The sequence below is a fragment of the Klebsiella michiganensis genome (assembly GCF_015139575.1).
Taxonomy (GTDB): domain Bacteria; phylum Pseudomonadota; class Gammaproteobacteria; order Enterobacterales; family Enterobacteriaceae; genus Klebsiella; species Klebsiella michiganensis.
The window spans coordinates 4,435,950-4,459,969 of the sequence record NZ_AP022547.1 but is presented as its reverse complement, the minus strand read 5'-3'; the positions used below and the strand labels follow the sequence as shown (position 1 = coordinate 4,459,969).

At 59.2% G+C, this 24,020-nt stretch carries 21 protein-coding genes; 9 read left to right on the top strand and 12 right to left on the bottom strand.

What is annotated here, in order from left to right; translation table 11 throughout:
- Nucleotide 1: 1 nt before the first annotated feature.
- The 4 genes from JLG71_RS20960 to JLG71_RS20945 are packed head-to-tail and all read right to left on the bottom strand — an operon-like array spanning nucleotide 2 to nucleotide 3,545.
- Complete coding sequence (locus JLG71_RS20960) at nucleotides 2-721, bottom strand: ABC transporter ATP-binding protein (RefSeq protein WP_046876916.1); 720 nt, start codon at nucleotides 719-721, stop codon at nucleotides 2-4.
- Complete coding sequence (locus tag JLG71_RS20955; RefSeq protein WP_025107103.1) at nucleotides 714-1,481, bottom strand: ABC transporter ATP-binding protein; 768 nt, start codon at nucleotides 1,479-1,481, stop codon at nucleotides 714-716. The genes JLG71_RS20960 and JLG71_RS20955 overlap by 8 nt, the downstream gene beginning before the upstream one ends.
- On the bottom strand, nucleotides 1,478-2,584 hold the full coding sequence (locus JLG71_RS20950) for a branched-chain amino acid ABC transporter permease (RefSeq protein ID WP_046876915.1): 1,107 nt from the start codon (nucleotides 2,582-2,584) through the stop codon (nucleotides 1,478-1,480). The genes JLG71_RS20955 and JLG71_RS20950 overlap by 4 nt, the downstream gene beginning before the upstream one ends.
- A gap of 10 nt (nucleotides 2,585-2,594) precedes the next feature.
- A complete protein-coding gene (locus JLG71_RS20945; RefSeq protein ID WP_046876914.1) occupies nucleotides 2,595-3,545 on the bottom strand; it encodes a branched-chain amino acid ABC transporter permease in 951 nt (316 codons plus the stop codon).
- Between the two features lie 171 nt (nucleotides 3,546-3,716).
- On the opposite strand from JLG71_RS20945, the gene JLG71_RS20940 reads away from it, so the two are divergent.
- The 4 genes from JLG71_RS20940 (at nucleotide 3,717) to JLG71_RS20925 (ending at nucleotide 8,995) form a co-directional block, all read left to right on the top strand.
- Nucleotides 3,717-4,646 (top strand): LysR substrate-binding domain-containing protein, encoded by a 930-nt coding sequence (locus JLG71_RS20940; RefSeq protein WP_048261522.1) that lies wholly within the window; start codon nucleotides 3,717-3,719, stop codon nucleotides 4,644-4,646.
- Between the two features lie 211 nt (nucleotides 4,647-4,857).
- The gene (locus tag JLG71_RS20935; RefSeq protein ID WP_046876913.1) at nucleotides 4,858-6,738 is read left to right on the top strand and encodes a beta-glucoside-specific PTS transporter subunit IIABC; all 1,881 of its coding nucleotides are present in this window, start codon (nucleotides 4,858-4,860) and stop codon (nucleotides 6,736-6,738) included.
- Nucleotides 6,735-8,159, top strand: a complete 1,425-nt coding sequence (locus tag JLG71_RS20930) for a glycoside hydrolase family 1 protein (protein WP_025107098.1) — start codon at nucleotides 6,735-6,737, stop codon at nucleotides 8,157-8,159. Before JLG71_RS20935 ends, JLG71_RS20930 begins: the two co-directional genes overlap by 4 nt.
- Nucleotides 8,156-8,995, top strand: a complete 840-nt coding sequence (locus JLG71_RS20925; protein WP_064405459.1) for a PRD domain-containing protein — start codon at nucleotides 8,156-8,158, stop codon at nucleotides 8,993-8,995. The genes JLG71_RS20930 and JLG71_RS20925 overlap by 4 nt, the downstream gene beginning before the upstream one ends.
- 1 nt (nucleotide 8,996) lies before the next feature.
- Here the strand turns inward: JLG71_RS20925 and JLG71_RS20920 are convergent, their stop codons facing one another.
- The 8 genes from JLG71_RS20920 to JLG71_RS20885 all read right to left on the bottom strand — a co-directional run bounded on the left by JLG71_RS20920 (nucleotide 8,997) and on the right by JLG71_RS20885 (nucleotide 18,824).
- Entirely contained in the window at nucleotides 8,997-10,001 is a 1,005-nt protein-coding gene (locus tag JLG71_RS20920; protein WP_004848520.1) for a LacI family DNA-binding transcriptional regulator, read from the bottom strand.
- A gap of 30 nt (nucleotides 10,002-10,031) precedes the next feature.
- Nucleotides 10,032-11,432, bottom strand: coding sequence for a sucrose-6-phosphate hydrolase (locus JLG71_RS20915; protein WP_200913800.1), 1,401 nt, complete (start codon nucleotides 11,430-11,432; stop codon nucleotides 10,032-10,034).
- Nucleotides 11,432-12,802, bottom strand: coding sequence for a sucrose-specific PTS transporter subunit IIBC (locus JLG71_RS20910; RefSeq protein ID WP_014837718.1), 1,371 nt, complete (start codon nucleotides 12,800-12,802; stop codon nucleotides 11,432-11,434). The genes JLG71_RS20915 and JLG71_RS20910 overlap by 1 nt, the downstream gene beginning before the upstream one ends.
- A 138-nt stretch (nucleotides 12,803-12,940) precedes the next feature.
- Nucleotides 12,941-14,458 carry a carbohydrate porin gene (locus JLG71_RS20905; protein WP_004848527.1) on the bottom strand — a complete coding sequence of 506 codons (1,518 nt, stop codon included), beginning with the start codon at nucleotides 14,456-14,458 and terminating at the stop codon, nucleotides 12,941-12,943.
- Between the two features lie 164 nt (nucleotides 14,459-14,622).
- Nucleotides 14,623-15,546 (bottom strand): aminoimidazole riboside kinase, encoded by a 924-nt coding sequence (locus JLG71_RS20900; RefSeq protein WP_200913799.1) that lies wholly within the window; start codon nucleotides 15,544-15,546, stop codon nucleotides 14,623-14,625.
- Between the two features lie 282 nt (nucleotides 15,547-15,828).
- The gene (locus tag JLG71_RS20895) at nucleotides 15,829-16,620 is read right to left on the bottom strand and encodes an ABC transporter ATP-binding protein (protein ID WP_025107094.1); all 792 of its coding nucleotides are present in this window, start codon (nucleotides 16,618-16,620) and stop codon (nucleotides 15,829-15,831) included.
- Complete coding sequence (locus JLG71_RS20890) at nucleotides 16,617-17,699, bottom strand: FecCD family ABC transporter permease (RefSeq protein WP_032748538.1); 1,083 nt, start codon at nucleotides 17,697-17,699, stop codon at nucleotides 16,617-16,619. The genes JLG71_RS20895 and JLG71_RS20890 overlap by 4 nt, the downstream gene beginning before the upstream one ends.
- Nucleotides 17,700-17,705: 6 nt before the next feature.
- Nucleotides 17,706-18,824: an ABC transporter substrate-binding protein gene (locus JLG71_RS20885; RefSeq protein WP_200913798.1), complete on the bottom strand. Its 1,119-nt coding sequence runs from the start codon at nucleotides 18,822-18,824 to the stop codon at nucleotides 17,706-17,708.
- A gap of 274 nt (nucleotides 18,825-19,098) precedes the next feature.
- On the opposite strand from JLG71_RS20885, the gene JLG71_RS20880 reads away from it, so the two are divergent.
- From JLG71_RS20880 to JLG71_RS20860, 5 genes are all read left to right on the top strand, one after another.
- Nucleotides 19,099-19,491, top strand: a complete 393-nt coding sequence (locus JLG71_RS20880) for a hypothetical protein (protein ID WP_004130158.1) — start codon at nucleotides 19,099-19,101, stop codon at nucleotides 19,489-19,491.
- A gap of 307 nt (nucleotides 19,492-19,798) precedes the next feature.
- Nucleotides 19,799-20,281, top strand: coding sequence for an RcnB family protein (locus JLG71_RS20875; RefSeq protein WP_032694588.1), 483 nt, complete (start codon nucleotides 19,799-19,801; stop codon nucleotides 20,279-20,281).
- A gap of 441 nt (nucleotides 20,282-20,722) precedes the next feature.
- The gene (locus JLG71_RS20870; protein WP_200913797.1) at nucleotides 20,723-21,901 is read left to right on the top strand and encodes a M20 aminoacylase family protein; all 1,179 of its coding nucleotides are present in this window, start codon (nucleotides 20,723-20,725) and stop codon (nucleotides 21,899-21,901) included.
- A 19-nt stretch (nucleotides 21,902-21,920) separates the two neighbouring features.
- Entirely contained in the window at nucleotides 21,921-22,697 is a 777-nt protein-coding gene (locus JLG71_RS20865; protein WP_004848539.1) for an ABC transporter substrate-binding protein, read from the top strand.
- Between the two features lie 131 nt (nucleotides 22,698-22,828).
- A complete protein-coding gene (locus tag JLG71_RS20860; RefSeq protein WP_014228266.1) occupies nucleotides 22,829-23,782 on the top strand; it encodes an aldo/keto reductase in 954 nt (317 codons plus the stop codon).
- Nucleotides 23,783-24,020 lie beyond the last annotated feature (238 nt).

The following is a 24,020-nucleotide window of genomic DNA, read 5'->3' as shown; positions in this document are numbered from 1 at the left end:
GTTAAACGGGCATTTCGCCCAAATAAATCTGTGCAATACGATCGTCGGCCAGCAGCGTCTGCGACGGACCTCGCTCGACGATGCTGCCGCTATCCATCACCCAGGCGCTGTCGGTCGCCTCCAGCGCCAGACGTGCGTTCTGCTCGATCAGCAGCAGCGCGACGCCGCGCTGGCGCAGGGTGGCGATAACGCGAAAAATGTTCTCGACCATCAGCGGCGCCAGACCCATTGACGGCTCGTCGAGGATCAGCAGGCGCGGCTGGCTGAGCAGGGCGCGGTTGAGCGCCAGCAGCTGCTGTTCACCGCCGGAGAGCAGCCCCGCCAGCTGATGCTGGCGTTCGGCGAGGCGCGGGAAATTAGCGAAGATGGCGCCCATCTCCTGCTTTACCGCCGCCGCGTCGCGTCGGAGCCAGGCGCCCATTTGCAGGTTTTCCAGCACCGTCATGCGCGCAAAGATGCCGCGTCCTTCCGGCACCATCACGAGACCTTCGCGCAACAGGGATTCGGCCCGACGTTTGCGGATCGGCTTGCCGTTAAACAGAATTTCGCCGCGAAAGGGTTCCAGCCCGGTAATGGCGCGGACGGTGGAGCTTTTGCCCGCGCCGTTGGCGCCGATAAGCGTGGTCTGCTCGCCCTCTTTAACGCTGAATGAGACGTCGCGCACCGCCTGGATGCCGCCGTAGTGGACGCTAAGCTGGTTAACGGTTAATAAATCAGACATGGACATTGCCTCCCAGCCAGGCGGCGATCACCGCCGGATCGCGGCGTACGGTATCCGGCGTGCCGCTGGTTAACGTTTTGCCGTAATCCAGCACCATCAGGCGATCGCAGATCCCCATCACCAGCTTGACGTCATGCTCAATCATCAGCAGCGTTTTGCCGTCGTCGCGAATGCGCAGCAGTAGTTCGCCAAGGGCCATCTTCTCGGCGGCGTTCATCCCGGCCGCCGGTTCATCCAGCGCGAGCAGGCGCGGTTCGGTGGCCAGCGCGCGGGCAATCTCCAGCCGCCGCTGGTGGCCGTAGGCGAGGTCGCAGGCGCGATAGTGGGCGAACTGCGCGATGCCGGTATAGTCCAGCAGGTGCCAGGCCAGCTCGCGGGTTTGCGTCTCCTCGGCGCGGGCGCGTTTGTGACGGGAGATCGCGGCCCACAGGCCGTTGCGGGTGCGGACATGGCGGCCCACCATGACGTTCTCCAGTACCGACATGTCGTTAAACAGCCGCACGTTCTGGAAGGTGCGGGCGATGCCCGCGGCGGTCACTTTCTCAATATTGTTCGGAGAATAGGCTTCGCCGCCGATAGCGAACTCGCCGCTGTCCGCCGGGTAGAGCCCGGTAATCAGGTTAAAGCAGGTGGTTTTCCCCGCGCCGTTGGGGCCGATCAGGCCGTAGATTTCACCCTGATTAATGCTCAGCGATACGTTGTCGACCGCCGTCAGACCGCCGAAACGCTTCGTCATATGGCGTACGCTTAACAGGCTCATGCTTTCGCTCCTTGATGTCGCGCGGGCCAGATGCCCTGAGGGCGCAGCAGCATGACCAGCACCAGCGCCAGGCCGTAGAACAGCTGGCGCAGCACTTCCGGGTCAATCAGCACTTCGCCAAACAGCGCCTGCTGTACCGGCGCCGCCTGGCTGCGCAGCAGCTCCGGCAGCGCGGTCAGCAGCACCGCGCCGAGGATCACGCCGGGGATATGCCCCATCCCGCCCAGCACCACCATCGCCAGAACCGCAATCGACTCCTGCAGGGTAAAAGATTCCGGCGAAACGAAGCCCTGAAATGCGCCGAACAGCGCGCCCGCCACGCCGCCGAATGAGGCGCCGATAGCGAAAGCCAGCAGTTTGTAGTTCCGCAGGTTGATGCCCATCGCGCGGGCGACGTCTTCATCCTCGCGGATGGCGTGCCAGGCCCGGCCAATGCGCGAATGCTGCAGCCGCAGGCAGACGAAAATAATCGCCACAATCACCAGCATCAGCAGGTAGTACCACAGCCACAGCGCCGGGACTTTAAAGCCAAACCAGTGATAAACGCCGCTAAACTTGAGGCCGAACAGATTCAGCGAATCGACCCCGGAAATGCCTTTTGCGCCGTTGGTGATGTTGACCGGACGGTCGAGGTTGCGCATCAGGATGCGGATAATTTCGCCGAACCCGAGTGTGACGATGGCCAGATAGTCGCCGCGCAGCTTCAGCGTCGGCGCGCCCAGCACGATACCGCAGCCTGCCGCCACCAGCGCGGCGAGCGGAATAATCACCAGCCAGGAGGTGTGCAGGCCGTCCGGAAACCAACTATTTAAAATCGGGAAGACGTCCAGCAGATGCGGTGAGGCCAGCAGCGCCGCCAGATACGCGCCGACGGCGTAAAAGGCGATAAAGCCCATATCCAGCAGGCCGGTATAGCCGACCACAATATTCAGCCCCAGCGCCAGCATAACGTAGAGCAGGGCGAAGTCGATGACCCGCACCCAGTAGTTGCCGCCGAGCTGGCTGGCGACCATCGGCGCCACCAGCAGCGCGCAGACCAACAGGGTCATCCCGGACCAGAAGCGGCGGGAGACGACAGGCGTATCGAGTTGTGCCGTTGTCATGATTTTTCTCCTAAGCCCGGTGCGCGACGCGTTCGCCGAGCAAACCGGCAGGGCGGAAGACCAGCACCAGGATCAGCACCATAAAGGCGAAAATATCCTGGTAGTTGCTGCCGAAGACGCCGTGGGTCAGGTCGCCGAGATAGCCTGCGCCAAGGGATTCGATAAGGCCCAGCAGCAGGCCACCGATCATCGCGCCACGAATATTGCCGATGCCGCCGAGCACCGCGGCGGTAAAGGCTTTAATGCCGGGCAGAAAGCCCATGGAGAAGCTGGCATTACCGTAGTTGCTGGCCATCATGACGCCAGCCAGCGCGGCGAATATGCCGCCGATGGCGAAAGTGAGGGCGATAATTGCGTTAGGGTTAACGCCCATTAGCGTGGCGATGCGCGGATTTTCCGCTACCGCGCGCATACCGCGACCTAAACGGGTGTACTCCACCAGCAGCCACAGGCCAAGCATCACCGCGAAGGCCAGCGCGACGGTGACGATTCCGGTGACGGTAACGAGAGCCGGTGGATGCGCTGCGCTGCCGTGGGTCACGGCGATCGCATCCATTGGCAGGATCTGCGGGAACATCAGCGGATTGCGCGACCAGACGATCATCGCCACGGTTTGCAGCAGCACCGAGACGCCGATCCCGGAGATCAGCGGCGCCAGGCGCGGGGCGTTGCGCAGGCGGCGGTAGGCAAAGCGTTCGACCGCCATCGCCAGCAGGGCGCAGACCGTCATGGCCAGCAGCAGCGCCAGCCCGAGCTGCGCCAGCGGTGGCAGAGTGGGGAAATGCGCGTTCAGGGCGTGCATCCCGGAAAGGGTGGTCAACGCGCCGACCATCAGAATGTCGCCGTGGGCAAAGTTAATAATGCGCAGGATGCCGTACACCATGGTATAGCCGAGCGCGATCAGGGCGTAGATGCTGCCGAGCATGACCCCGTTGATGATTTGTTGTATGAGTGTGTCCAACTGATTGTTCCGACAAGATGCTCAAATAATAGCTACCATCCAACAAATGAATTAAATTGTAAAATACGCATATATTCTTTCTTATTATAAATGTGTGGTTAACTATCATTATGATTTTAAATATAATTTAATAACTCGCCGGATAGCGTAATGCGCTAAGAAAATCAACATATGAAAAAAACAGAACAATCAGAAGCACCGGTTAGCTGGTCGGAGAGTACGTTGGCCAACGATCCGCCGCTGCGGGCGGTGCGCGCCTTCGAGGCGATCGCTCGCCTGGGCAGCGTGACCCTGGCGGCGCAGGAGCTGGCGATATCGCCTTCGGCGGTCAGTCATCAGCTTAAGGTGCTGGAGGGCTATTTGCAGATCCCGCTCACCGAACGGCAGGGGCGGCGGCTGACTCTCAGCCAGCAGGGGCGGGAGTATTATCGCTCGATCCGCGCGGCGTTTAACGTGCTGCGTCAGGCCACCGAGCATCTGGTCGAGCAGGTGCAAACCCAGCAGGTGACGATCAGCCTGATCCCGCTGTTTGGCATGGGCTGGTTTATTCCCCGCCTGCCGTCGTTCGTGCACGCGAACCCGCATACCGAAATCAACGTGGTTTATGCTAACCACCGCAATTATCTTAGCGACGCTTCCGATATGTCGATCCGCTTTGGCAACGGTCACTGGGTGGGCTATCAAAGCGAAAAGCTGATTTCCGGCAAAATGGTGCCGGTATGCAGCCAGGCCTTTTTGCGCCTGCACGGGCATATTGATACCCCGGAACAGCTGTTGCAGATGCCGCTGCTGCACGATGAGGAGCGCACCACGTGGAACCAGTGGTTTGTGCAGCAGGGCGTGAAGCGCCCGCCGCGATCGACCGGGCCGCTGTTTGAGGATGGTCTGCTAACCCTGGCGGGCGTACAGGCCGGGCTGGGCTGCGCGCTTATGCGCGAGCCGCTGATCGCTCCCTATCTGAAGAGCGGTGAGCTGGTGAAAATCTTCGATGCGGCAATTGATGATGGCCGGGATTATTATCTCTGCGTGCGTCAGGATAGCGAGATGACCCCCAACGGTAAGCTATTGCAGAGCTGGCTACGCCAGCAGGCCCTCGGTTGATATTTACTTAAGAATTTACTTAATCCAGTTCACACTTTTGTTCGGTCGCCATTGTCATTACGCAGGGGCGCTTAGATAATCCGCCGAAATAACCCATTTTTATGATGGCGTGCTACTGCGAAAGCAGGCAAGACCAAAATAGAAATGCTCTCCCGCCAAGGGGAGCGTCTCTGTTTTGGTCTTTTTTTTTGCCCCAACACCAGGGAACACTATGAACTATAACGAAACAGCAGACAAAATCCTCCACGCGGTGGGCGGTGCTGAAAATATCCGCATGCTCACCCATTGCGCGACCCGGCTGCGCATGGAGTTCAACGACCGCGCAAAGGTTAACGATGCGCAGATTGGCTCCCTCCCCGGCGTGATCAGCGTGGTGGAGAAGGGCGGCCAGTTCCAGATTGTGATCGGCAACGAGGTGCAGCAGGTTTACCGGCGGCTCAATAAGGCGCTGCCGGAGAAAAAAGGCCCGGCAGGCGGCGATAAAAACGCGAAGCCGGCCGGCATCGTCGCCCGGATTATCAGCGTCATTTCGACCACCTTTACCCCGGTGATCCCGGCGATTACCGGCGCGGGGATGATTAAAGCGCTGCTGGCCATTCTCAAGCTCACGGGGGTGATTAGCGAAACCAGCTCGACGTATCAGCTGCTGAATATTATTGCCGACGCCGCCTTCTTCTTCCTGCCGGTGCTGCTGGCCTACGGCGCGTCGCTGAAGTTTGAATGCAATCCGATTCTGGCGATGACCCTCGCGGGCGTGCTGCTGCATCCGGGCATCGGCCAGATGCTGGCGGCCGGTAAAGCGGTCGATTTTGTCGGCATCAACGTCCTGCTTTCCGATTACGCCGGTTCGGTGCTGCCGATTATTCTGACCGTGTGGCTGATGTCGTGGGTGGAGCGCTTCGCCGAAAAAGTGTCGCCATCGATTATCAAGTTTTTCGTTAAGCCGATGCTGATTCTGCTGATTACCGCGCCGCTGGCGCTGGTGGTGGTCGGCCCGGCGGGCATTTTGCTTAACGATCTGGTCGCCGCCGGGGCGGGCGCTATCGACCGCCACGCCAGCTGGTTAATCCCGATGCTGATGGGCACCCTGCAGCCCTTCCTGATCATTACCGGCACCGCCTGGGCGATGACGCCGATCGCCACCGGTCAGCTGAGTAAAAGCGGTTACGAGATGATTAACGGCCCGGGGATGCTGGCATCCAACGTGGCGATGGGAGCGGCGACGCTGTGCGTGGCGCTGAAAACCAAAAATAGCAACCTGCGCCAGCTGGCCTCTTCGTCGGGCTTTACCGCGCTGCTGGGGATCACCGAACCGGCGCTGTACGGGGTGCTGCTCAAGTTCCGCCGGGTGCTGATTGCCGCGATGATCGGCGGCGGCTGCGCCGGGGTCTACGCCGGGGTGAGCGGGCTGGTGCGCTACGCGTTTGTCTCGCCAGGCCTCGCTGCGCTGCCGGCGTTTATCGGCGAAAACCCGATGAACATCGTCCATGCGCTGGTGACCTGCGCGATTTCCATCGTGGTGACCTTTACCCTGACCTGGTTTATCGCTTTTAAAGACGTTCCTGAGGAACAAGACGCGGTGAGCGAGACGCCGCAGCCTGCGGTCAGCCCGACAAGCGAGGGGGAGACGGAAGTATTCAGCCCGCTGCGCGGCCAGGTGGTGGCGCTCAGCGACGTGAACGACGACGTCTTTTCCGGCGGCCTGCTGGGCGAGGGGCTGGCGATTCGTCCCGAAGAAGGGGTACTGCGCGCGCCGTTTAGCGGCACGGTAATGATGTTTCTGCCCTCCTGCCACGCCGTTGGCCTGCAGAGCGACAGCGGTCTTGAGCTGCTGATCCATATCGGTATCGACACCGTCAATCTTAACGGCCAGCACTTTAGCTCTACGCTGAAGGTGGGTGATAAGGTGGAAGCGGGACAGGCGCTGATCCGCTTTGATATTCCCGCCATCGAACAGGCCGGATACGACCTGATTACCCCGGTGATTGTGGTCAACGGCGACGCGCAGCGCGCTCTGCGCCTCACCGCCGCAGCGCAGGTGGATTACGGCGAACCCCTGATGGTGCAATCCGCTAAGGAGGCGCAGGTATGATTTATCAACAGCAGGCCCGGTTCCCGGACGGTTTTCTGTGGGGCGCCTCCACCTCGGCCTATCAGGTTGAGGGCGCGTGGAATGAAGACGGTAAAGGGCCGTCGGTGGTCGACATGCTCAGCCATCCGCCGGGAACGGCGGACTTCCGCATCGCCAGCGACCACTATCACCGGGTGGAGGAGGACGTCGCGCTGATGGCGCAGATGGGGCTGAAGGCCTACCGTTTTTCGGTGGCCTGGTCGCGGGTGATACCTGACGGCGATGGCCCGGTGAATCCGGATGGGCTGGCCTTTTATCACCGCCTGATCGACGCCCTGACGCGCCACGGGATCACCCCCATCGTGACGCTCTACCACTTCGATCTGCCGTGGGCGCTGGAGCTAAAAGGCGGCTGGCTGAACCGCAAAACCGGGGAGGCATTCGTGCGCTATGCCAGGCTGCTGTTCAGCGAATTTGCCGCCAAAGTTCCGCTCTGGCTGACCATCAACGAACAGAACACCATGATTCTGCATCCCGGCGCGATTGGCGTGCCCGCCGATCGTGAACTGCCGGATAAGAAGGCGCTGTACCAGCAGAATCATCATATGATGCTGGCCCAGGCGCAGATCTTCGCCCTGTGCCACCGTGAGTTCCCCGGGCTGCGCATCGGCCCGGCGATAAACACCACGTCGATGTACGCCGAAAGCTGTAAGCCGGAGGACGCCATCGCCGCGCATAACTGGGAGACGCTGCGCTGCTGGAGCTTTTTGGATGTTGCGGTGCATGGGCGCTACAACGCCCTGGCGTGGGCCTATATGCAGGATCGCGGCCTTGCGCCGGAGGTGCAGCCGGAAGATGCGCTGATTTTGCAGCAGGGGAGGCCGGACTTTATCGCCATTAACTACTACTCGACCGCCACCATTGCCGCCAGCCGGGGCGACGGCGGCGACGTTGCGCCCCGCGCGGGCGATCAGCAAATTATGCTGGGCGAAGAGGGGGTTTATCGTCCGGCGGAAAATCCGTGGGTTGGCAAAACCCCCTACGGCTGGGTTGTTGACCCGGTGGGGCTGCGCCTGACGCTGCGTAAAGTGTGCGAGCGCTACGGTCTGCCGATTCTGATTAGCGAAAACGGGATGGGCGCGCCGGACAAACTGGAGCATGACGGGACGGTAAATGACGACTATCGCATCGCCTTCCTCGACGCGCATATCGAGCAGATGCGGCTGGCGATAGCCGACGGCGTCGAGCTGATGGGTTACTGCCCGTGGGCGGCGATTGACGTGGTCAGCACTCACCAGGGATACGCCAAGCGCTACGGTTTTATTTATGTCGATCGCGGCGAGGATGACCTGAAGCGCCTGCAAAGGATCCGCAAACGCAGCTTCTGGTGGTATAAGGATGTCATCGCGCAGAACGGCAACCACGACGAGTCGCAGAGATGATTGTTCAGAAGGTGCTCAATAATAGCCTCGTGCTCTCTACGGATGACGATAACAGGGAGGTTATCGTCATGGGGAAAGGCATTGGTTTCAATAGCAGACCCGGGGACGAGATCGCCCCGGAGAAGATAGAGAAGCTGTTCGTGACCCAGACGCTCGGCGCGCGCAGCGGCTATCTTGAGGCGCTCTCCGCCATTCCGGATGAGGTCATCGAAATGGCGGCGATGATTATTTCCCGCGCCAATCTGCAGCTCGCCGGCAAGGTTCGCGAGCAGATTTTCTTTACCCTCGCCGACCACCTGACCTTTGCCATCGAGCGCAGCCGTAAAGGGATCGCCATTCAAAATCGCCTGCTGCCGGAAGTCAGGCGTTTTTATCCGCAGCAGTTCCGCGTCGCCAGCGAGGCGGTGACGATTATTCGTCAGCAGTACGGGATTGAACTGCCGGAGGAGGAAGCCGGGAATATCGCCTTTCATCTGGTAAACGGCCAGAGCGAGGGCGACGACGTGGCGCAGACCATGCAGTCGGTGAAAATGCTGAAGGATATTTTTAATCTCGTGCAGTACCACTTTAAGCAGCAGATAGACACCGACTCGATAAACTACTCGCGCTTTCTGGTCCATATGCAGTTTTTCCTCCAGCGTTTACAGGAGGGGGAGCTGGACGGCGCGCGGGACAGTTTTCTGCTGGTGCAGGTGATTAAGGCGTATCCGGACGCATACCGCTGCGCGCTGCTAATCCGCGATTACGTCAAAGCCCAGCTCGATATCACCCTCGGCGGCAACGAGCTGCTGTGGCTCACCGTTCATCTGGTGCGGATCGCGGGACTGGATGCGTGAATCACCGATGCCGAAACTGCAGCGTCGCCGGCAGGTAGCGCTGTAGCGGCTCAGGCGTATTGCCGTCAATCAGCTGGCTGATTAAATCGTAGCAGTGCCAGGCCAGCTGGCGGTTGTCCTGCTGGACGGTATCAATACGCAGCGACAGCGAATCGTAGAGATAGTGATCGTCAAAACTTGCCAGGTGGATATCTGAATCCAGTAAATGGTGCTGGCTCATATAGCGCAGCACCCCTTCCAGCAGACCACAGGCGGCGGTAAACAGCGCCTTTGGCGGCCGGCCCAGGCGCGCGCAGAGGGCGGCGAACATCTCATAGCCGGAGCTGGGGTGATAGTTGCCGTTGATCACCCACTCCGGGCGCAGCGCAATGCCCGCCTGAGTCAGACCCTGCGTAAACCCGGCCAGGCGATCGCGGGAGGGCGACAGACGCGGCTGGCCGCCTAAAAACCAGAACTCATCGTGATGCTGAGGCGCGATGCGGGAAATCAGCTCCGCCGTTGGGGTAATCGAATCGGTCATCACCAGCGGCAGCGCGCTTTCAGTAGGACAGCGGTCAAACAGCACCACCGGCAGCTGTTCGCTGAGCTTCAGGTAGTCGGCATCGTTGTGCATACAGGAGGCGACGATCAGACCGTCGACCTGGCGGGCAATCATGTTATTGACCACCATGCTCTCCTGACCGGGGTTTTCATCGGTACAGGAGATCAGCAGCTGGACGCCCGCTTCGCGGCACAGCATCTCCAGCTCATGGGAAAAGACCGCAAAGCCGTAGTTGGTGATCTCCGGCACCACCAGGCCGATGGTGTGGCTGCGGTTATCGCGCAGCGAGCGGGCGTGAATGCTCGGCTGATAGTGCTGCTCGCGGGCAATCGCCAGCACGCGCTCGCGCGTTTCCTGCGCCACGCGCAGCTCCTTGCCACGACCGTTCAGCACCAGGCTGGCGGTCGCTTTGGAAACGCCCGCCAGTTCGGCGATATCTTTAATGGTTACGCGTTTGGTTTTCATTACGACGCCATGAGCCTGAAAGCAAAACGCTTATTCTATCATGCATGTTCGCAGCGGCCAGTAACAGAATGCATCCGGCGCGCTGCCGGAGAAAATCAGCTGCGCCGGATAATCCGGGAAGCAGCGGCTGCTCATCACCCCCTCGCCGTCGTTGATGAAAATCTCCACGCTCGACCGATCGATGAAAATCCGCAGCGAGCGCACCTCGCCGCGCCAGTAGCGATAGTGCATTTCATCGCTGGCGAGGCTGCGTCGCGCCAGACGGATACCGCTGGCGTCGCGCTCCAGGGTTAACGCGCCGCCGAAATCAAGGCTTAGCGCGTCGTCGCCGGCGGTTTGCAGGGTGATTTCCATCGGCGACAGCGGCAGTGCGTTCCCCTGCCAGCCGTGCGCCTCCCCGCGCAGGGCGGTCAGCTCGCGCAGCGGACGCTGGTAGAGCCGGCCGTCGATAAATTCCAGCTCGCGCAGGCAGGTCATCTGGTGGATCCAGCCGCTGGCAAGCGTCGGCTGAAGCATCTCTTCACCGTCCGGGACGCCCATCCAGCCGACCAGCAGGCGGCGGCCATCGCTGGTGTGCATGGTTTGCGGGGCATAAAACTCAAACCCGGCGTCCAGTTCGTGCAGCTCGCCGTGTTTGAACGCGGCGCGGTGGTCGTCGAAACTACCGGCCATCCACACCGCCGGATAGGTATTGAGGAAGCGCTCTTCTTCGCGGGCAATCCCCTGCGGGCAGCAGATCAGAATATGCTGATCGCCGAGCGGAAACAGATCCGGACACTCCCACATATAGCCCGCGTCGCTCAGGCCGTTAATGCCGTAGCCGGCGATTTCGCCCTCGCTGCGCCACTGATGAAGGTCCGGGGAGCTGAACAGCAGCACCTTACCGCGCTTTTGCCGATCCTGCGCCCCCAGCACCATGTACCAGCGGTCTTTATGCCGCCAGACCTTCGGGTCGCGCACGTGGCCGGTATAGCCCTCCGGCAGCGGCAGGACCGGACCGATTTTGCGGAAGGTACCGTCGGCGTTTTCCGTCGCCAGGCACTGCCACGCGGTTCGGCCGCCGTCGTCAAACTTCACGTTGCCGGTATAGCACAGGGTGAGCGTACCGTTGTTATCCACCGCGCTACCGGAGTAGCAGCCGTTGCGGTCGTACTCTTCATCCGGCATCAGCGCAATAGGCTCATGTCGCCAGCGCAGCAGATCCTCTGAACTCCAGTGCGCCCAGCACTTGAACTTATGATCGCAGGCGAGCGGGTTCCACTGGTAGAACAGATGATAGCGCCCGGCAAACTCGACAAAGCCGTTGGGGTCGTTCATCAGCCCGGTCACCGGCGCATGGTGCCAGTGTGGATAATGGCTATCGGCCAGCGCGCGCGGCTGGCCCTGCATAACGGCCTGCAAAATCGCAGGCAGACGTGATGGTAGTGACATTATTCAGCGTCCGTTTTGTATTTCAGCAGCAGAGAGACGACGAAAGCGACGCCAAAGGCGATGACCATGCCGATAATGTAGTTCAGCAGCGAGCTGGCCTGTACGATGGCCATGCCGGGAATCGCCGTCAGGCCGACTGCGGTCATATAGACGTGCACTGACACGACCCACGCGCCACCCGCCGCGCCGCCGATCAGCGCCGCGATAAACGGCTTCATGAAGCGTAAGTTGATACCAAAAATCGCCGCCTCGGTGATGCCCAGCATAGCGGAAAACGCCGAGGGCAGCGCAATGGCTTTGATTTTGACGTCTTTGGTTTTAAACCATACCGCCAGGCAGGCGCCGCCCTGGGCGACGTTGGCCATGGACCAGATCGGCAGCAGGAAGTTGACCCCGATGGACGGGTTGCCCAGCAGTCCGGCTTCGATGGCGTGGAAGCTGTGGTGAATACCGGTAATGACGATGACCGAATAGAGACCGCCAAACAGCAGCCCGGCGAGCCAGCCGGCGTGGCTAATCAGGGTGCTGAGGACAAACGAAATGCCGTCGCCGAGCGCGCGACCGGCCGGGCCGATAATCAGCAGGGCGATAAAACCGGAAATAATCACCGTCAGGAACGGCGTCAGGATCAGGTCCAGGGCATCGGGGATCGCGCGGCGCAGCTGCTTCTCAACGATGCTCATAAACCACACCGCCAGCAGCACCGGGAACACCGTCCCCTGATAGCCAATCATGGCGATTTCGAGGCCGAAGAAGTTCATGGTATGGAAACCGGCGGCCACGCCCCAGGCGTTAGTCAGCGCCGGGTGGGTCAGAATGCCGCCGAGCGTCGCGCCGAGATAGGGGTTACCGCCGAATTCGCGGGCCGCGGTAAAGCCAATCAGGATCGGCAGAATGATAAACGCCGCCGAACTGCACATATCCAGCATGATGTAGAGGGCGTTGCTCGGGTCAACCCAGCCGTAGGTTTTGACCATCCCCAGCAGGCCCATCAGCAGGCCGGAGGCGACGATAGCCGGGATAATCGGTACGAAGATGTTCGACAGCAGGCGCGCGATGCGCTGGAAAGGATTAAGCTTTTTCGCCGCGATGTCGGCGGCCTCCGATTTGCTGGATTCGCTTATACCTGCCGCCTGAATAAAGGCGGCGTAGACTTTATTCACCACCCCGGTGCCGAAAATAATCTGCATCTGCCCGGCATTGCGGAAACAGCCCTTAACCCCTTCAATTTTGCCGATAGCCTGCTGGTCGGCCAGCGCGTCATCGACCAGCACCAGGCGCAGGCGCGTGGCGCAGTGCGCGGCGCTGGCGATATTTTCCTTGCCTCCCAGAAGCGGAAGCAGCGAGCGGGAAATCTGTTCAAAATCCATAGTACCCTCTGAATGCGTAAAAAAATTCGTGTTGTCGTCCCGCGTTAACGGGGGGCGCAGTCTCTGCGTCGTTATTGTGTCCGGGGCGATGAAAGGCGCGTCGTCGCCCCGGAGGGGCCTGTCGTCAGGCGTTCACCGTCAGAACCAGGTTTCCATCTGCATACCGAACGACCATTCGCCGCCCGAGGTAAAACCATTGCTGCCCAGCGCGTCATCGCTGGCGTAATTATTCAGTTTTTTGCTCCAGTCCATCCACGAGGTGTAAAGGCGGATTTCAGGGCGGCTGAAGAAATCACCGATGCTGCCGACCTTAAATGTCGGGGCGAAGGTGAGCTTGTAGAAGCTACCGTTTACCGCATGACGATCGTTATAACCTTCGGGTTTGAGATCCATATACTGGTAGCTGCCTTCGTAAGCGAGAGCGAAGTTCTGGTTGATCTCCTGGATCAGGCGCATGTTGAGCGTGGCCCACTGATAGCTGTCGCCATCGGCATAACGGCCTTTACTGCTTTGCGCCAGGATCGCCGGGGCGATAGACCAGTTTTCGCTGAGCGGGGTGGTGCCATAGCTGGCGAAGCGCCAGGTGTTGGCTCCCGACCGTAGCGCGCCGTCAGAGCCGATACCTTTAACTTCCGCGCCCAGGCCGTGACCGTAGAGCAGGGCGGTTTTGCTGGTGCCTTCACGCAGACCGTAAAAACTGTCGTTGTGCAGGCCGAGCAGCGTATGTACCCCGGTATTTGCCGCATCGCCTTTGACCGGGTTACCGTTGGTATCCTGACGGTCGTCGTTGTCTTTTGCCCGCATCCCGCTGACCATCACCTGCACCGGACCGATGAAGTTGTTCATGCTGAGGATATAGTTCTGCACGCTGTTGCTCGAGTCAGCAATATCGCCGAAATTGCGCCCGTAAAGCGAGAGGTTGCTGCGGATGCTGTCGTTCCACCTGACGTCGTAAATACCGCCGCCGGTACCGGCGAGGAACACAACGTCAGAGTCAATCCAGTGAATATCAAAGTTGTCGCGGTCGAAGCGTTTCCCGGCCCACAGGGTGGAGCCTTTAAACGCCCCTGTGAAGGTGGGCAAGTTGCCCAGTTCGACAAAGGCCTGACGAACGTTCAAATCGCTGCTGCTTGCCGTCCAGTCGTTATAAGTGGTTTGTCCGTCGGCGACCATCACTTTGAAACGGGTCGTCGCGCCATTATCCAGAGTCTGCTTGTGTTCAAGGTTCATTTCAACATAGGTATCGGCCTGGTTTCCCAGACGACCGATAGCCCCGCCGGTTTCCCCCGCTGGCGTCATGTAGGCGCCGGATTTGGTGCTGGCGGCGGAATCATTCATTATCACGCCGGAGCGGGCGTAGCCGTGAAACTCAAAGCCGCTTTTCTCATCGGCCTTCTTCTCGAGTTTGGCGGTACGTTGAACCACTTCCTGCGTCGTGTCCTGATTTTTCTGCTGCTGCGCGGTGAGCTGCTGGACCTGTTTCTCCGCCGACTCGGCGCGGTTTTCCGCAGTTTGCGCCCGGTTTTCCGCCTCCTGCAGGCGTTTTTCCAGGGCGATCAAACGGGCTTCGATCGTGCTGAGATCCGTTTGCGCGTGGGCTGAGGCGGCGCCGGTTAGCAAAGCGATAAGGACGGCGAGTGTGCTTTTTTTATACATGCTGGTTGCATCCCGAAAGGAAAATGTAAAATGTCATTTTTTGCTAAACCGGTTTAGGCGCTATGTTAAGCATGACCCTTAACATTTTGAAATGGATTTTGCTAAACCGGTTTAATAAATGTGATGGATGCAACAAAGTGGGCCGCGCTCGGCGGCCTGAAGGATCAAAACTGGCGATTAAGATCGCGCTGGTATGGCAGGGCGGTCATGGCGCCTTTCGCCGTTGTCGCCAGGGCGCCGCAGGTTTGCGCCAGCGTGAGCGTCGGTTCCAGCGCAGCGATATCCGTCGGCATCCCTTTGGCAGCAAGGCTTGCGAGCAGTCCGGCGACAAATGCGTCGCCCGCGCCGGTGGTGTCCACGCTGACAACGGGCTTGGCGCTGAAATGGGTAAACTGCTGCTGAAAGGCGGCAAGTACGCCGGCTTTGCCCTGGGTCACCAGCAGCAGTTCAGGCTGATAGCGTTCGGTCACGCTGGCGATTCCGTAGGCTAAATCATCACTGCCGCTGATGAATACCAGCTCCTCTTCCGACAGCTTCACCACGTTGGCCATGCGCAGGGCGCGATCGAGGCAGGCGTGCAGCAGCTCCTGATCCTGCCAGAGGTCCGGGCGGATATTGGGGTCAAAGCTGACCCGGCCGCCGGCATGTTTGATGCTTTCCATCGCCGAGAAGGTGGTGCTGCGGCTGGGCTCGGCGCTGAGCGCGATGGAGCAGACGTGCAGCCACTGATTGGCGGTAAACTGCGGCAGGTCTTCTTCCGCCAGAAACAGGTCCGCGCTGGGGCGCACCATAAAGGTAAAGGTACGTTCCCCCTGATCGTCCAGGTCGACCACCACGGTTGAGGTACGGTGCTGGCCGTCGAGGCGCATATGGCTGACGTCGACCTGCTCCTGTTGCAGGGTATGGCGCATAAAGCGGCCAAACGGATCGTCGCCGACGCGGCCGATAAATCCGCTGTCGCCGCCAAGGCGGGCGATACCGACCGCCACGTTAGCCGGGGCGCCGCCGGGGCAGCGCAGCAGGCGGCCTTCGCTCTCCGGCAGCAGGTCCACTACCGCGTCTCCCAGAACCCAAACTTTTGCATTCATGTTGAAAATTCTCCATAGCTAAACTTAATTAAACCGGTTTAGCACATTAAAGCATAGCGACAGAATGAGGGGAACGTCACGGGCGGAAAAGTGCCAATCAGGGCATAAAAACGTGAGCTGGTTAGCAAAAGAGTGATGATTCGGCCAGGCGGGAGGGGCTTCCGGTGGCGGCGGGCGAGATGGCGGCATAACGCGGTAGGCCGGAGAGGCGCAGCGCGCCGCCTCCGGCAAAGCCCAGGCAGAGAGAGGACCTCAGGGCTTGATGTTCAACGCCGCAGCCGCTTAAGCCCCCGCCGCCAGACCGTCGATAATCACCTGCATCACCCCCTGAGAACAGGGCTCGATGCGCCCGCGCACGCCGTAAACCGCCGCCAGGGCCTGCGGGGTAATCACCTCGGCCGGCGCGCCGTCCCCCAGCAGTTGTCCCTCTTTCAACATCAGCACGTGATCCGCGTGGCGCAGGGCGATATTGATGTCGTGAACCACCACCAGCGTGATGATGTTGCGCCTCTGCGTCTCCTCACGCACCAGATCCATCACGTGGAACTGATAGTTTAAATCCAGCGCGCTAAGGGGCTCATCCAGCAGCAGCAGGGCTGGCTGACGGATAAGCGATTGCGCCAGGCCGACGAGCTGCTTCTGCCCGCCGGATAGCCGGTCGAGGTAGCTCAGCGCCAGATGTTCAATGCCTAGCTGGCGCAGCAGCGACATCACCTGCGCCTGATTTTCCGGGCTGTGCGCTCCTCCGGCGGCGCGTTGAGCGACAATAATCGACTCCAGCACCCGCAAGTGCACGCCGGCGGGCAGCGTCTGCGGCAGGTAGACCACTTTTTCCGCACGCCGGGCAAAGGGGAGGGCAAGCAGATTCTCACCGTCCAGCGACAGCTCGCCCGCGGACGGCCCCAGCCCGGCCATCGCCCGCATCAGGGTGGATTTCCCGCTGCCGTTGGGGCCGAGCAGCGCGGTGATTTTACCGCGCTGCAGCCGCGGTACCGTCAGGTCGCGAATCACCTGACGTCTGGGATAACCGGCGCTGAAATGGGTCAGCGCCAGTCCGGATACAACATGGCTCATACGTGCCCCCGATGGCGCAAAATGATGCTCAGGAAAAAAGGCACCCCCACCAGCGAGGTGACGATACCCACCGGAATCACTGCGCCGGGAATCAGGTTTTTTGCCGCAACCGAAGCCAGCGACAGGACGAGGGCGCCGATTAACGCGCTGGCCGGCAGGTAAAAGCGGTGATCTTCGCCGAAAACCAGCCTGGCGATATGCGGCGCCACCAGGCCGATAAAACCGATTGGGCCAACGAACGCCACCGAAATCGCCGACAGAACGCTGATGCGCAGCAGGGTGGTCAGGCGCAGGCGGCGCACGTTGATGCCGAAGCTGACGGCCCGGTCCTCGCCGAGGCGCAGCGCGGTCAGCTTCCACGCGCTGCGCATTGATAGCGGCATGACGACCGCCAGTATCGCAAGCAGGATCCCCACCTTTTGCCATGAGGCGCGGTCAATGCTGCCCATCGTCCAGAACACCAGCCCCTGGAGGGTATCTTCATTGGCGACAAACTGCAGCATCGATACCAGCGCATTGAAGGTAAACACCAGCGCGATCCCGAACAGAATGACGCCGGAGGTGGCGACCTGGGTCCAGCGCGTAATGCCGTCCAGCAGCAGCGCCGCCAGCAGAGCGAAGATAAAAGCGTTGGCCGAGACAAACCACTGGCCGGGAATGCCGGGAATCCCTATCCCCAGCACGATAGCCAGCGCCGCGCCGAATGCCGCCGCCGAGGAGACGCCGAGCGTAAACGGGCTCGCCAGCGGATTGTTAAGGATGGTCTGCATTTCCGCCCCGGCGAGGCCGAGAGCCAGGCCGACGACGATCGCCATCAGCGCATAGGGCATGCGGATATCCCAGACGATCGCCCGCGTCCCGGCGCTGGCGCTGGCCGGGTCGGTAAGGGTTTGCCAAAGCGCCTGCAGCGACAGGCCGGATGGTCCCATCACGAAGTCGAGCAGCAGCGAGGCGACAATCAACAGCGTCAGCAGCAGCAGCATGATGGCGCGGCGGCGCACAATGTGACGGTAGTTTGCCATTACGTCACGGCTATCGACGCCGAACGCGACGATATCGGATTCAGGAGAGAGACTCATGGCTAATTACTCACCTTGTTGCCAGGAAAAAACAAACGGCAGATCGGGAAGGGTGGTGAAATGACGGACAATGTAGTGCCAGCTATCGTCAGGGTTGAGGTCGCTGAAGGTCTGGGGATAGATATCCTTCGCCAGATACGCCATACCGACGATATTCCACGGATGGTTGTAGAAGTGGTGGTAAATGCCGTAAGCGCGTTTTGCTTCAATCGTCGGGATGTTGCTCACGCCGGTGCGCGACAGCAGCCGCTCCGCCTGACGATTGACCTCCTGGGGATCGGCCTGTAAACCGAGCGGCAGCACCTGGCTATTCCCGCGTTTTGAACCGGTCATAATATAGGCATCCGGCTTCATGCTAATCACTTTTTCCAGCGACACAAAGCCGGAAGCGCCCGGCAGCAGCTGCGAGCCGATATTGTTCGCGCCGACGGCTTCGACCAGACCGCCCCAGCCGTTGTGGCCGTGGGTAAAGCAGCAGGCATCGCTATTACCCGCCAGCGCCTCGACAAAAACGTTAGCCTTCGGCGTGATGTTCGCGGTTTTCTGGCGGATGGCGTCCAGCTGCTGACGGTAATAGTCGGTATAGGCTTTGGCGTTTTCTTCACGGTTAAGGACTTTCCCCAGCAGATCGATACTCGGGGCGGTGTCTTTGCCGGGGTTGATTTCATAATCGACGAACAGCACGGGAATATTCAGCGCGCTGAGCTTGCTGATGACACCGCTCTCCTCCAGCGCGGGCTTCGCGCGAAGCTGGGCGATCATCAGGTCCGGCTGGCGGGAAATGACGCTCTCAAGGTCAACGTTGCCCTTATCGCTAAAGCCCATATCGAGGATCTGAGCGGATTGCGGCCACTTCTCTTGCAGCATTGTCCAGGTATTGATGTCCTGTTTTCTGGCCAGGTTATTCCATGCCACGACGCGCCTGAAGGGGTTGTCGCGGTCGAGCAGGGCCATGGCCATAATATCGCGACCATCCTGCAGGATAATGCGCTGTGGCTCATGCTGGAGCGTAATCGCGCGGCCGTCGAGATCGGTGACGGTGAGCGGATATTGCGCGGCAAAGCTACAGAGAGGAGTGGAAATCAGGGCAGTAAGGATGAACGAACCTACTGATTTTCTTGCCATAATATGCGTTCCGTTTGCTAATTTATAAATATAATGATTCTGAGAATTATTCTCGTGTAAACATAAACGGCAAGTATATCAACGGCAAATGACTTAAAATGTAACAAATTTGTTGGAATTTATTCGCGCATTCAGAAGCGGGACGCGGCAGACCAAAAGTCGATAGAAAAGTCCGAAATCAGTTTTAAGAACAATCCCTAAAGCCAGACGGTAAAATCTTGTGCCATGCTAAATGCGACTCATAACATTAAGTTCGTTAGCGAGAGAGGACATTATGAAAAAAGCAATGATTGCGTTATCTGCGATTCTGGTAGCAGCTCCTGTTTTTGCTGCAACAACGACACACGCAACCGACGATACCGTTGCGGCGGCCCATGAAGGGGCGAATACCGCGAAAGAAAAACTGCACGAGGCCCAGCACCAGGGTGAAGAGCAGCAGCTGAAAGCCAAACACGCGGCAGAAGGCAAAAGCGACAGCGTAGGCAGCGAAGTCAGCGAAGGCGCGCAGAAAACCTGGAATAAGACCAAAGAAGGAACTGAGAAGGGCTGGAACGCGACCAAAGAAGGCACCGAAAAAGGCTGGAATAAGACCAAAGAGGTCAGCAAAGAAGGCTGGGATAAAACCAAGCAGGGTGCCGAAGAGCTAAAAACCAAAGTCACTGAGTAATCTCTGGCTATTTTCTAAAAAAGGTCGCGAAAGCGGCCTTTTTTGTTATTTGGTGCGCTTTGTTCAGCGTCGGGATAATATTTTTAAAACGTTATAATGCTCTCTCCCTGAATTTTTAGCCGCACTGCGGCGGCAGGTTCATAAGTCCCCGGGAGCACCGGTCGCCAGGTGAACGGGGGAATGCATCCAGCCAGGACATGCGCCTTAAAAGATGAAAGGTATAAGCCAGGAATTGTCCTGGTTATATTGTTACTCACTATTCCTCCACATTTTCCCGGTACAAAGGAAATATATCAGGAGGTGTATTATGAAAAAGATTCTTTCACTGGCGATTATTCTATCTTGTGCTTTGACTTCCGTCTCCTGGGCGGATGGTCCTGGCGGCAACAACCACGGTCAGCAGCAGGTCTGGCAGCAAGACGCCGGCCGCGGCGGCCCGGACGGCAACCGTCAGCAGGGGCCGGGCAAGGGGCCGCAGGCCAACAATCATCAGGGTAACGACGATAACCGTGGCCCGTCGCGCGGTGACAAGGGGCCGCAGGGTAACCCTCATCAGGAGCGCCATGAGCGGGACCATTTCGCGTGGAACGGCCATGATTTTCGCAAAGGTCAGCCGGCTCCGGAACGTTATCGCGGCAATGATTACCGGATAAACGACTGGAACGATCGCGGATTACCGGCACCGCCGCACGGGCAGCACTGGTCCTATATTGACGGTAACTATGTGCTGATTGCCGCCGCGACCGGGATTATTACGTCGATCCTGATTAACGGCGCGCTGAGCCACTAACCTTTTCTGCTTTAACCTCGCAACCGCCTCCTCCGGAGGCGGTGCTGTGCACCTGTTCGCGCTACCGATTTCCCCGCGTCTGAGGGACGGTAGTCCGGCCAGCCTGGCGCTATTGGGCACTGCCCACCCGCCCCTGTTCTCACATCAAATCCGCTTAAAAACCGCAAAGTTGAAAATATCATCCTTGCGCCTCTTCTTTGATGTTTTATCTGCTTATTTAGGCTTTATAAATGAGTATTGTGCTTCATGATTAATAAAAGGCAGAGAATGTAAGACGTTTCCTGGTTCAGGTGATAGTAAAACTCGTCCGCTTCGCCGTTAAATCGCTATGAATAAATCAGATGAAAACCCCGCGCGGAATAAGAAATCCTGCTTGCAATAAACCCTTAGCACGTTAAGTTATTAAAGCTTAGCACCTGATTCTATATCCCGGAGACCGGCATGACCGACTGTGTAATTCCTGAAATTAAAGCCACCGAAGATGAAATGATTGCGATCCGTCATTATTTGCACGCCCATCCGGAATTAAGCTTGGAAGAGTTTAATACCAGCGAGCTGGTGGCCGGAAAACTGACCGAGTGGGGCTATACGGTGACCCGCGGGCTGGCGAAAACCGGGGTGGTAGGAACGTTAAGCAAGGGCGATTCGCCGCGTACTATCGGCCTGCGCGCCGACATGGACGCGCTGCCGATTTTCGAAGCGACCGATCTCCCGTGGGCCAGCACCGTGGCCGGAAAAATGCACGCCTGCGGCCACGACGGACACACTACCATTCTGCTGGCGGCGGCGAAATATATCGCCTCGCCGGCCTGCCAGTTCAACGGCACGGTACACCTGATTTTCCAGCCCGCGGAAGAAGCGATCGGCGGCGCGGATTTAATGATCAAAGACGGCCTGTTTGAGCGCTTTCCCTGCGAGCGCATCTTCGGCCTGCATAATATGCCGGGCCTGCCGGTGGGGAAAATCGGCTTTTACGCCGGGAATTTTATGGCCTCGGCGGATACGGTAAAAATCACCATTACCGGCTACGGCGGCCACGGCGCGCACCCCGAGCGCACCGTCGATCCCATTGTTACCGGCGCGGCGCTGGTGATGAATCTGCAAAGCATCGTTGCGCGTAACGTACCGCCGGGCGAAACCGCGGTGGTGAGCGTCGGCACCTTCCAGGCGGGTATCGCCTCCAACGTCATCCCTGAGAACGTGGTGATGGAGCTGAGCGTGCGGGCGATGAAGCCGGAAATTCGCGACCTGCTGATTACGCGGATCAAGGAGCTCGCTGATTTTACCGCCAAAAGCTACTGCGCCAGCAGCGAGGTAGCGGTTTTTGACTCCTATCCGGTACTGACCAACAGCGTCGAAGAGACCGAATTCGCCAAAGCGCTGGCGCTGGACGTCTTTGGCGAGGAGGGCGTGCTGGAATCCATTTCGCCGATGAACGCCAGCGAAGATTTCGCCTTTATGCTCCAGCAGCGCCCCGGCTGCTACTTCCTGCTGGGCAATGGCGAGAAAGGCGGGAAGGGCAGCTGTATGGTGCACAACCCCGGCTATGACTTTAATGATGACATTATTTCTACCGGCGCGACGCTGTTCGCCCGGTTAGTTGAAACACACTGCCGTTGATCTCTGGAGTCCGTAAATAATGAAAAAATCTCTTCTGCTGTGGGTCGCGCTGATGGCCTCAACTTCAGCCCTGGCCGCAGAAAATAAGGAAATTCGCTTTGGCGTCGATCCGACTTTCGCGCCGTTTGAATGGAAAGATCCGCAGGGTAAGCTGGCGGGTTTTGATATTGACCTCGGCAACGCGATTTGCGCCCAGCTGCAGGCGAAGTGCGTGTGGGTGGAAAGCAACTTCGACGGCATTATTCCGGCGCTGAAGGCGCGTAAGTTCGACGCGATCCTCTCCGGCATGTATATGACCGAGAAGCGCAAAGAGCAGATCGGCTTTAGCGACAAGCTGTACAACGGCCCGGTGTTCCTCGTGGCGCGTAAAAACACCCTGGCCGGGAATACCGTCGAGCAGCTGAAGGGCAAAACCATCGGCGTAGAGCAGGGCTCGGCGCAGGAGACTTACGTTAACCAGCACTGGCGCACGGCGGGGATCAATATCGTCGCCTATCAGGGGGCGGATCGCGTGGTTCAGGATCTGGAGTCCGGGCGTATTGACGGCGCGGTGCTTTCCGGGATGATGGCCGACTACAGCTTCCTGCAGCAGCCGCAGGGTAAAGATTTTGCCTTCGTTGGCGGCCACCTGAAGGACGACAAGCTGTTCGGCGCCGGCGCGGCGATTGGCCTGCGCAAAGAGGACGATGCTCTGCGCCAGGAGATAAACGGCGCGATTGCCACTATTCTCGCCGACGGCACCTATAAAAAGTTAGCCGGGAAATATTTTAGCTTTGACGTCTATTCCGGGACATAATGTTGTTATGCATTCAGCGGGCACGGATAGCCCGCTTCAAGCTTCCTTTTCTTACTATCCCGTAATTGTCCTTTTCTGGCCCTCACGGCGTTCCGAAGGATACTGAATATAAGCGATAAGGAGTGAACGGCATGATGACACGTCCCTTGGGCAAAACCGGATTTTCCATCGCCCCGCTGGTGTTTGGCGGTAACGTTTTTGGCTGGACCATCGATGAAAAAACCAGTTTTGCCATTCTTGATGCGTTTATAGACCACGGCTTCGATGCTATCGACACGGCGGATGTCTACTCCCGCTGGGCGGATGGCAACCAGGGCGGCGAGTCTGAAACCATTATCGGCCGCTGGCTACAGGCGCGGCCAGGCATGCGCGATAAGGTAAAGCTCTTCACCAAAGTGGGTTCCGATTTAGGCCTTCCCGGTCATAAAGGGTTGAAAAAAGCCTGGATCCAGCAGGCGGTGGACGACTCCCTGCGACGCCTGAATACCGATTATATTGACCTCTATTTCGCCCACTGGCCGGACCCGGAAACGCCGGTCGCCGAAACCCTCGACGCCTTCCACGCCCTACAGCAGGCGGGGAAAATCCGCGCCATGGGCGCCTCGAACCTCGATGCGCAGCAGCTTTCAGGCGCGCTGGAGGTGTCGCGTAAAAGCGGCCTGCCGGCCTGGCAGGTGCTGCAGCCGGAATACAATCTTTATCATCGCTCGGCTTTTGAGGGCGCGCTCTGCGACCTGTGCATCAGCCGCGATATCGGCGTGGTGACCTACTACAGCCTGGCGTCCGGCTTCCTGACCGGCAAATACCGCCAGCAGTCCGACCTGGCGCAAAGCCAGCGCGGGGGCGGTATCGGCAAATATCTCAATCCTCGCGGGCTGCGTATTGTCGATACCCTGGTTGAAGTGGCGGAGCAAAGCGGCGCTAAACCTGCCGAAGTCGCGCTGGCCTGGCTGATGAGCCGCGACGGCGTGACGGCGCCCATCGCCAGCGCCACCAGCCTCGCTCAGGTGGAGAGCTTTGCTCGCGCCGCCGCGCTGAGCCTGAGCGCCGGGCAGCTGGCGCGTCTGGATACCGCCAGCGCGTAGTGATTGAGGCCGGAGCCTGTCGGGTTCCGGCCTTTTGTCTTTCCGCGTTTTGCTGCGCGCGCTTCCTCACCTTTCGCCCAAACCTCTGCGGCGAATCCCTTTCAGCGAAAAATGAAACGTTTTTCCAGACGGCAAAAGCCAGGCTTGATTACGACAAGATAATGCGTATAGTTCTCATTCTTCTTCTTGTTTGCGGTTTTATCAGGAGATAACCTGCGTACGTCGCGGGCTCACAGGG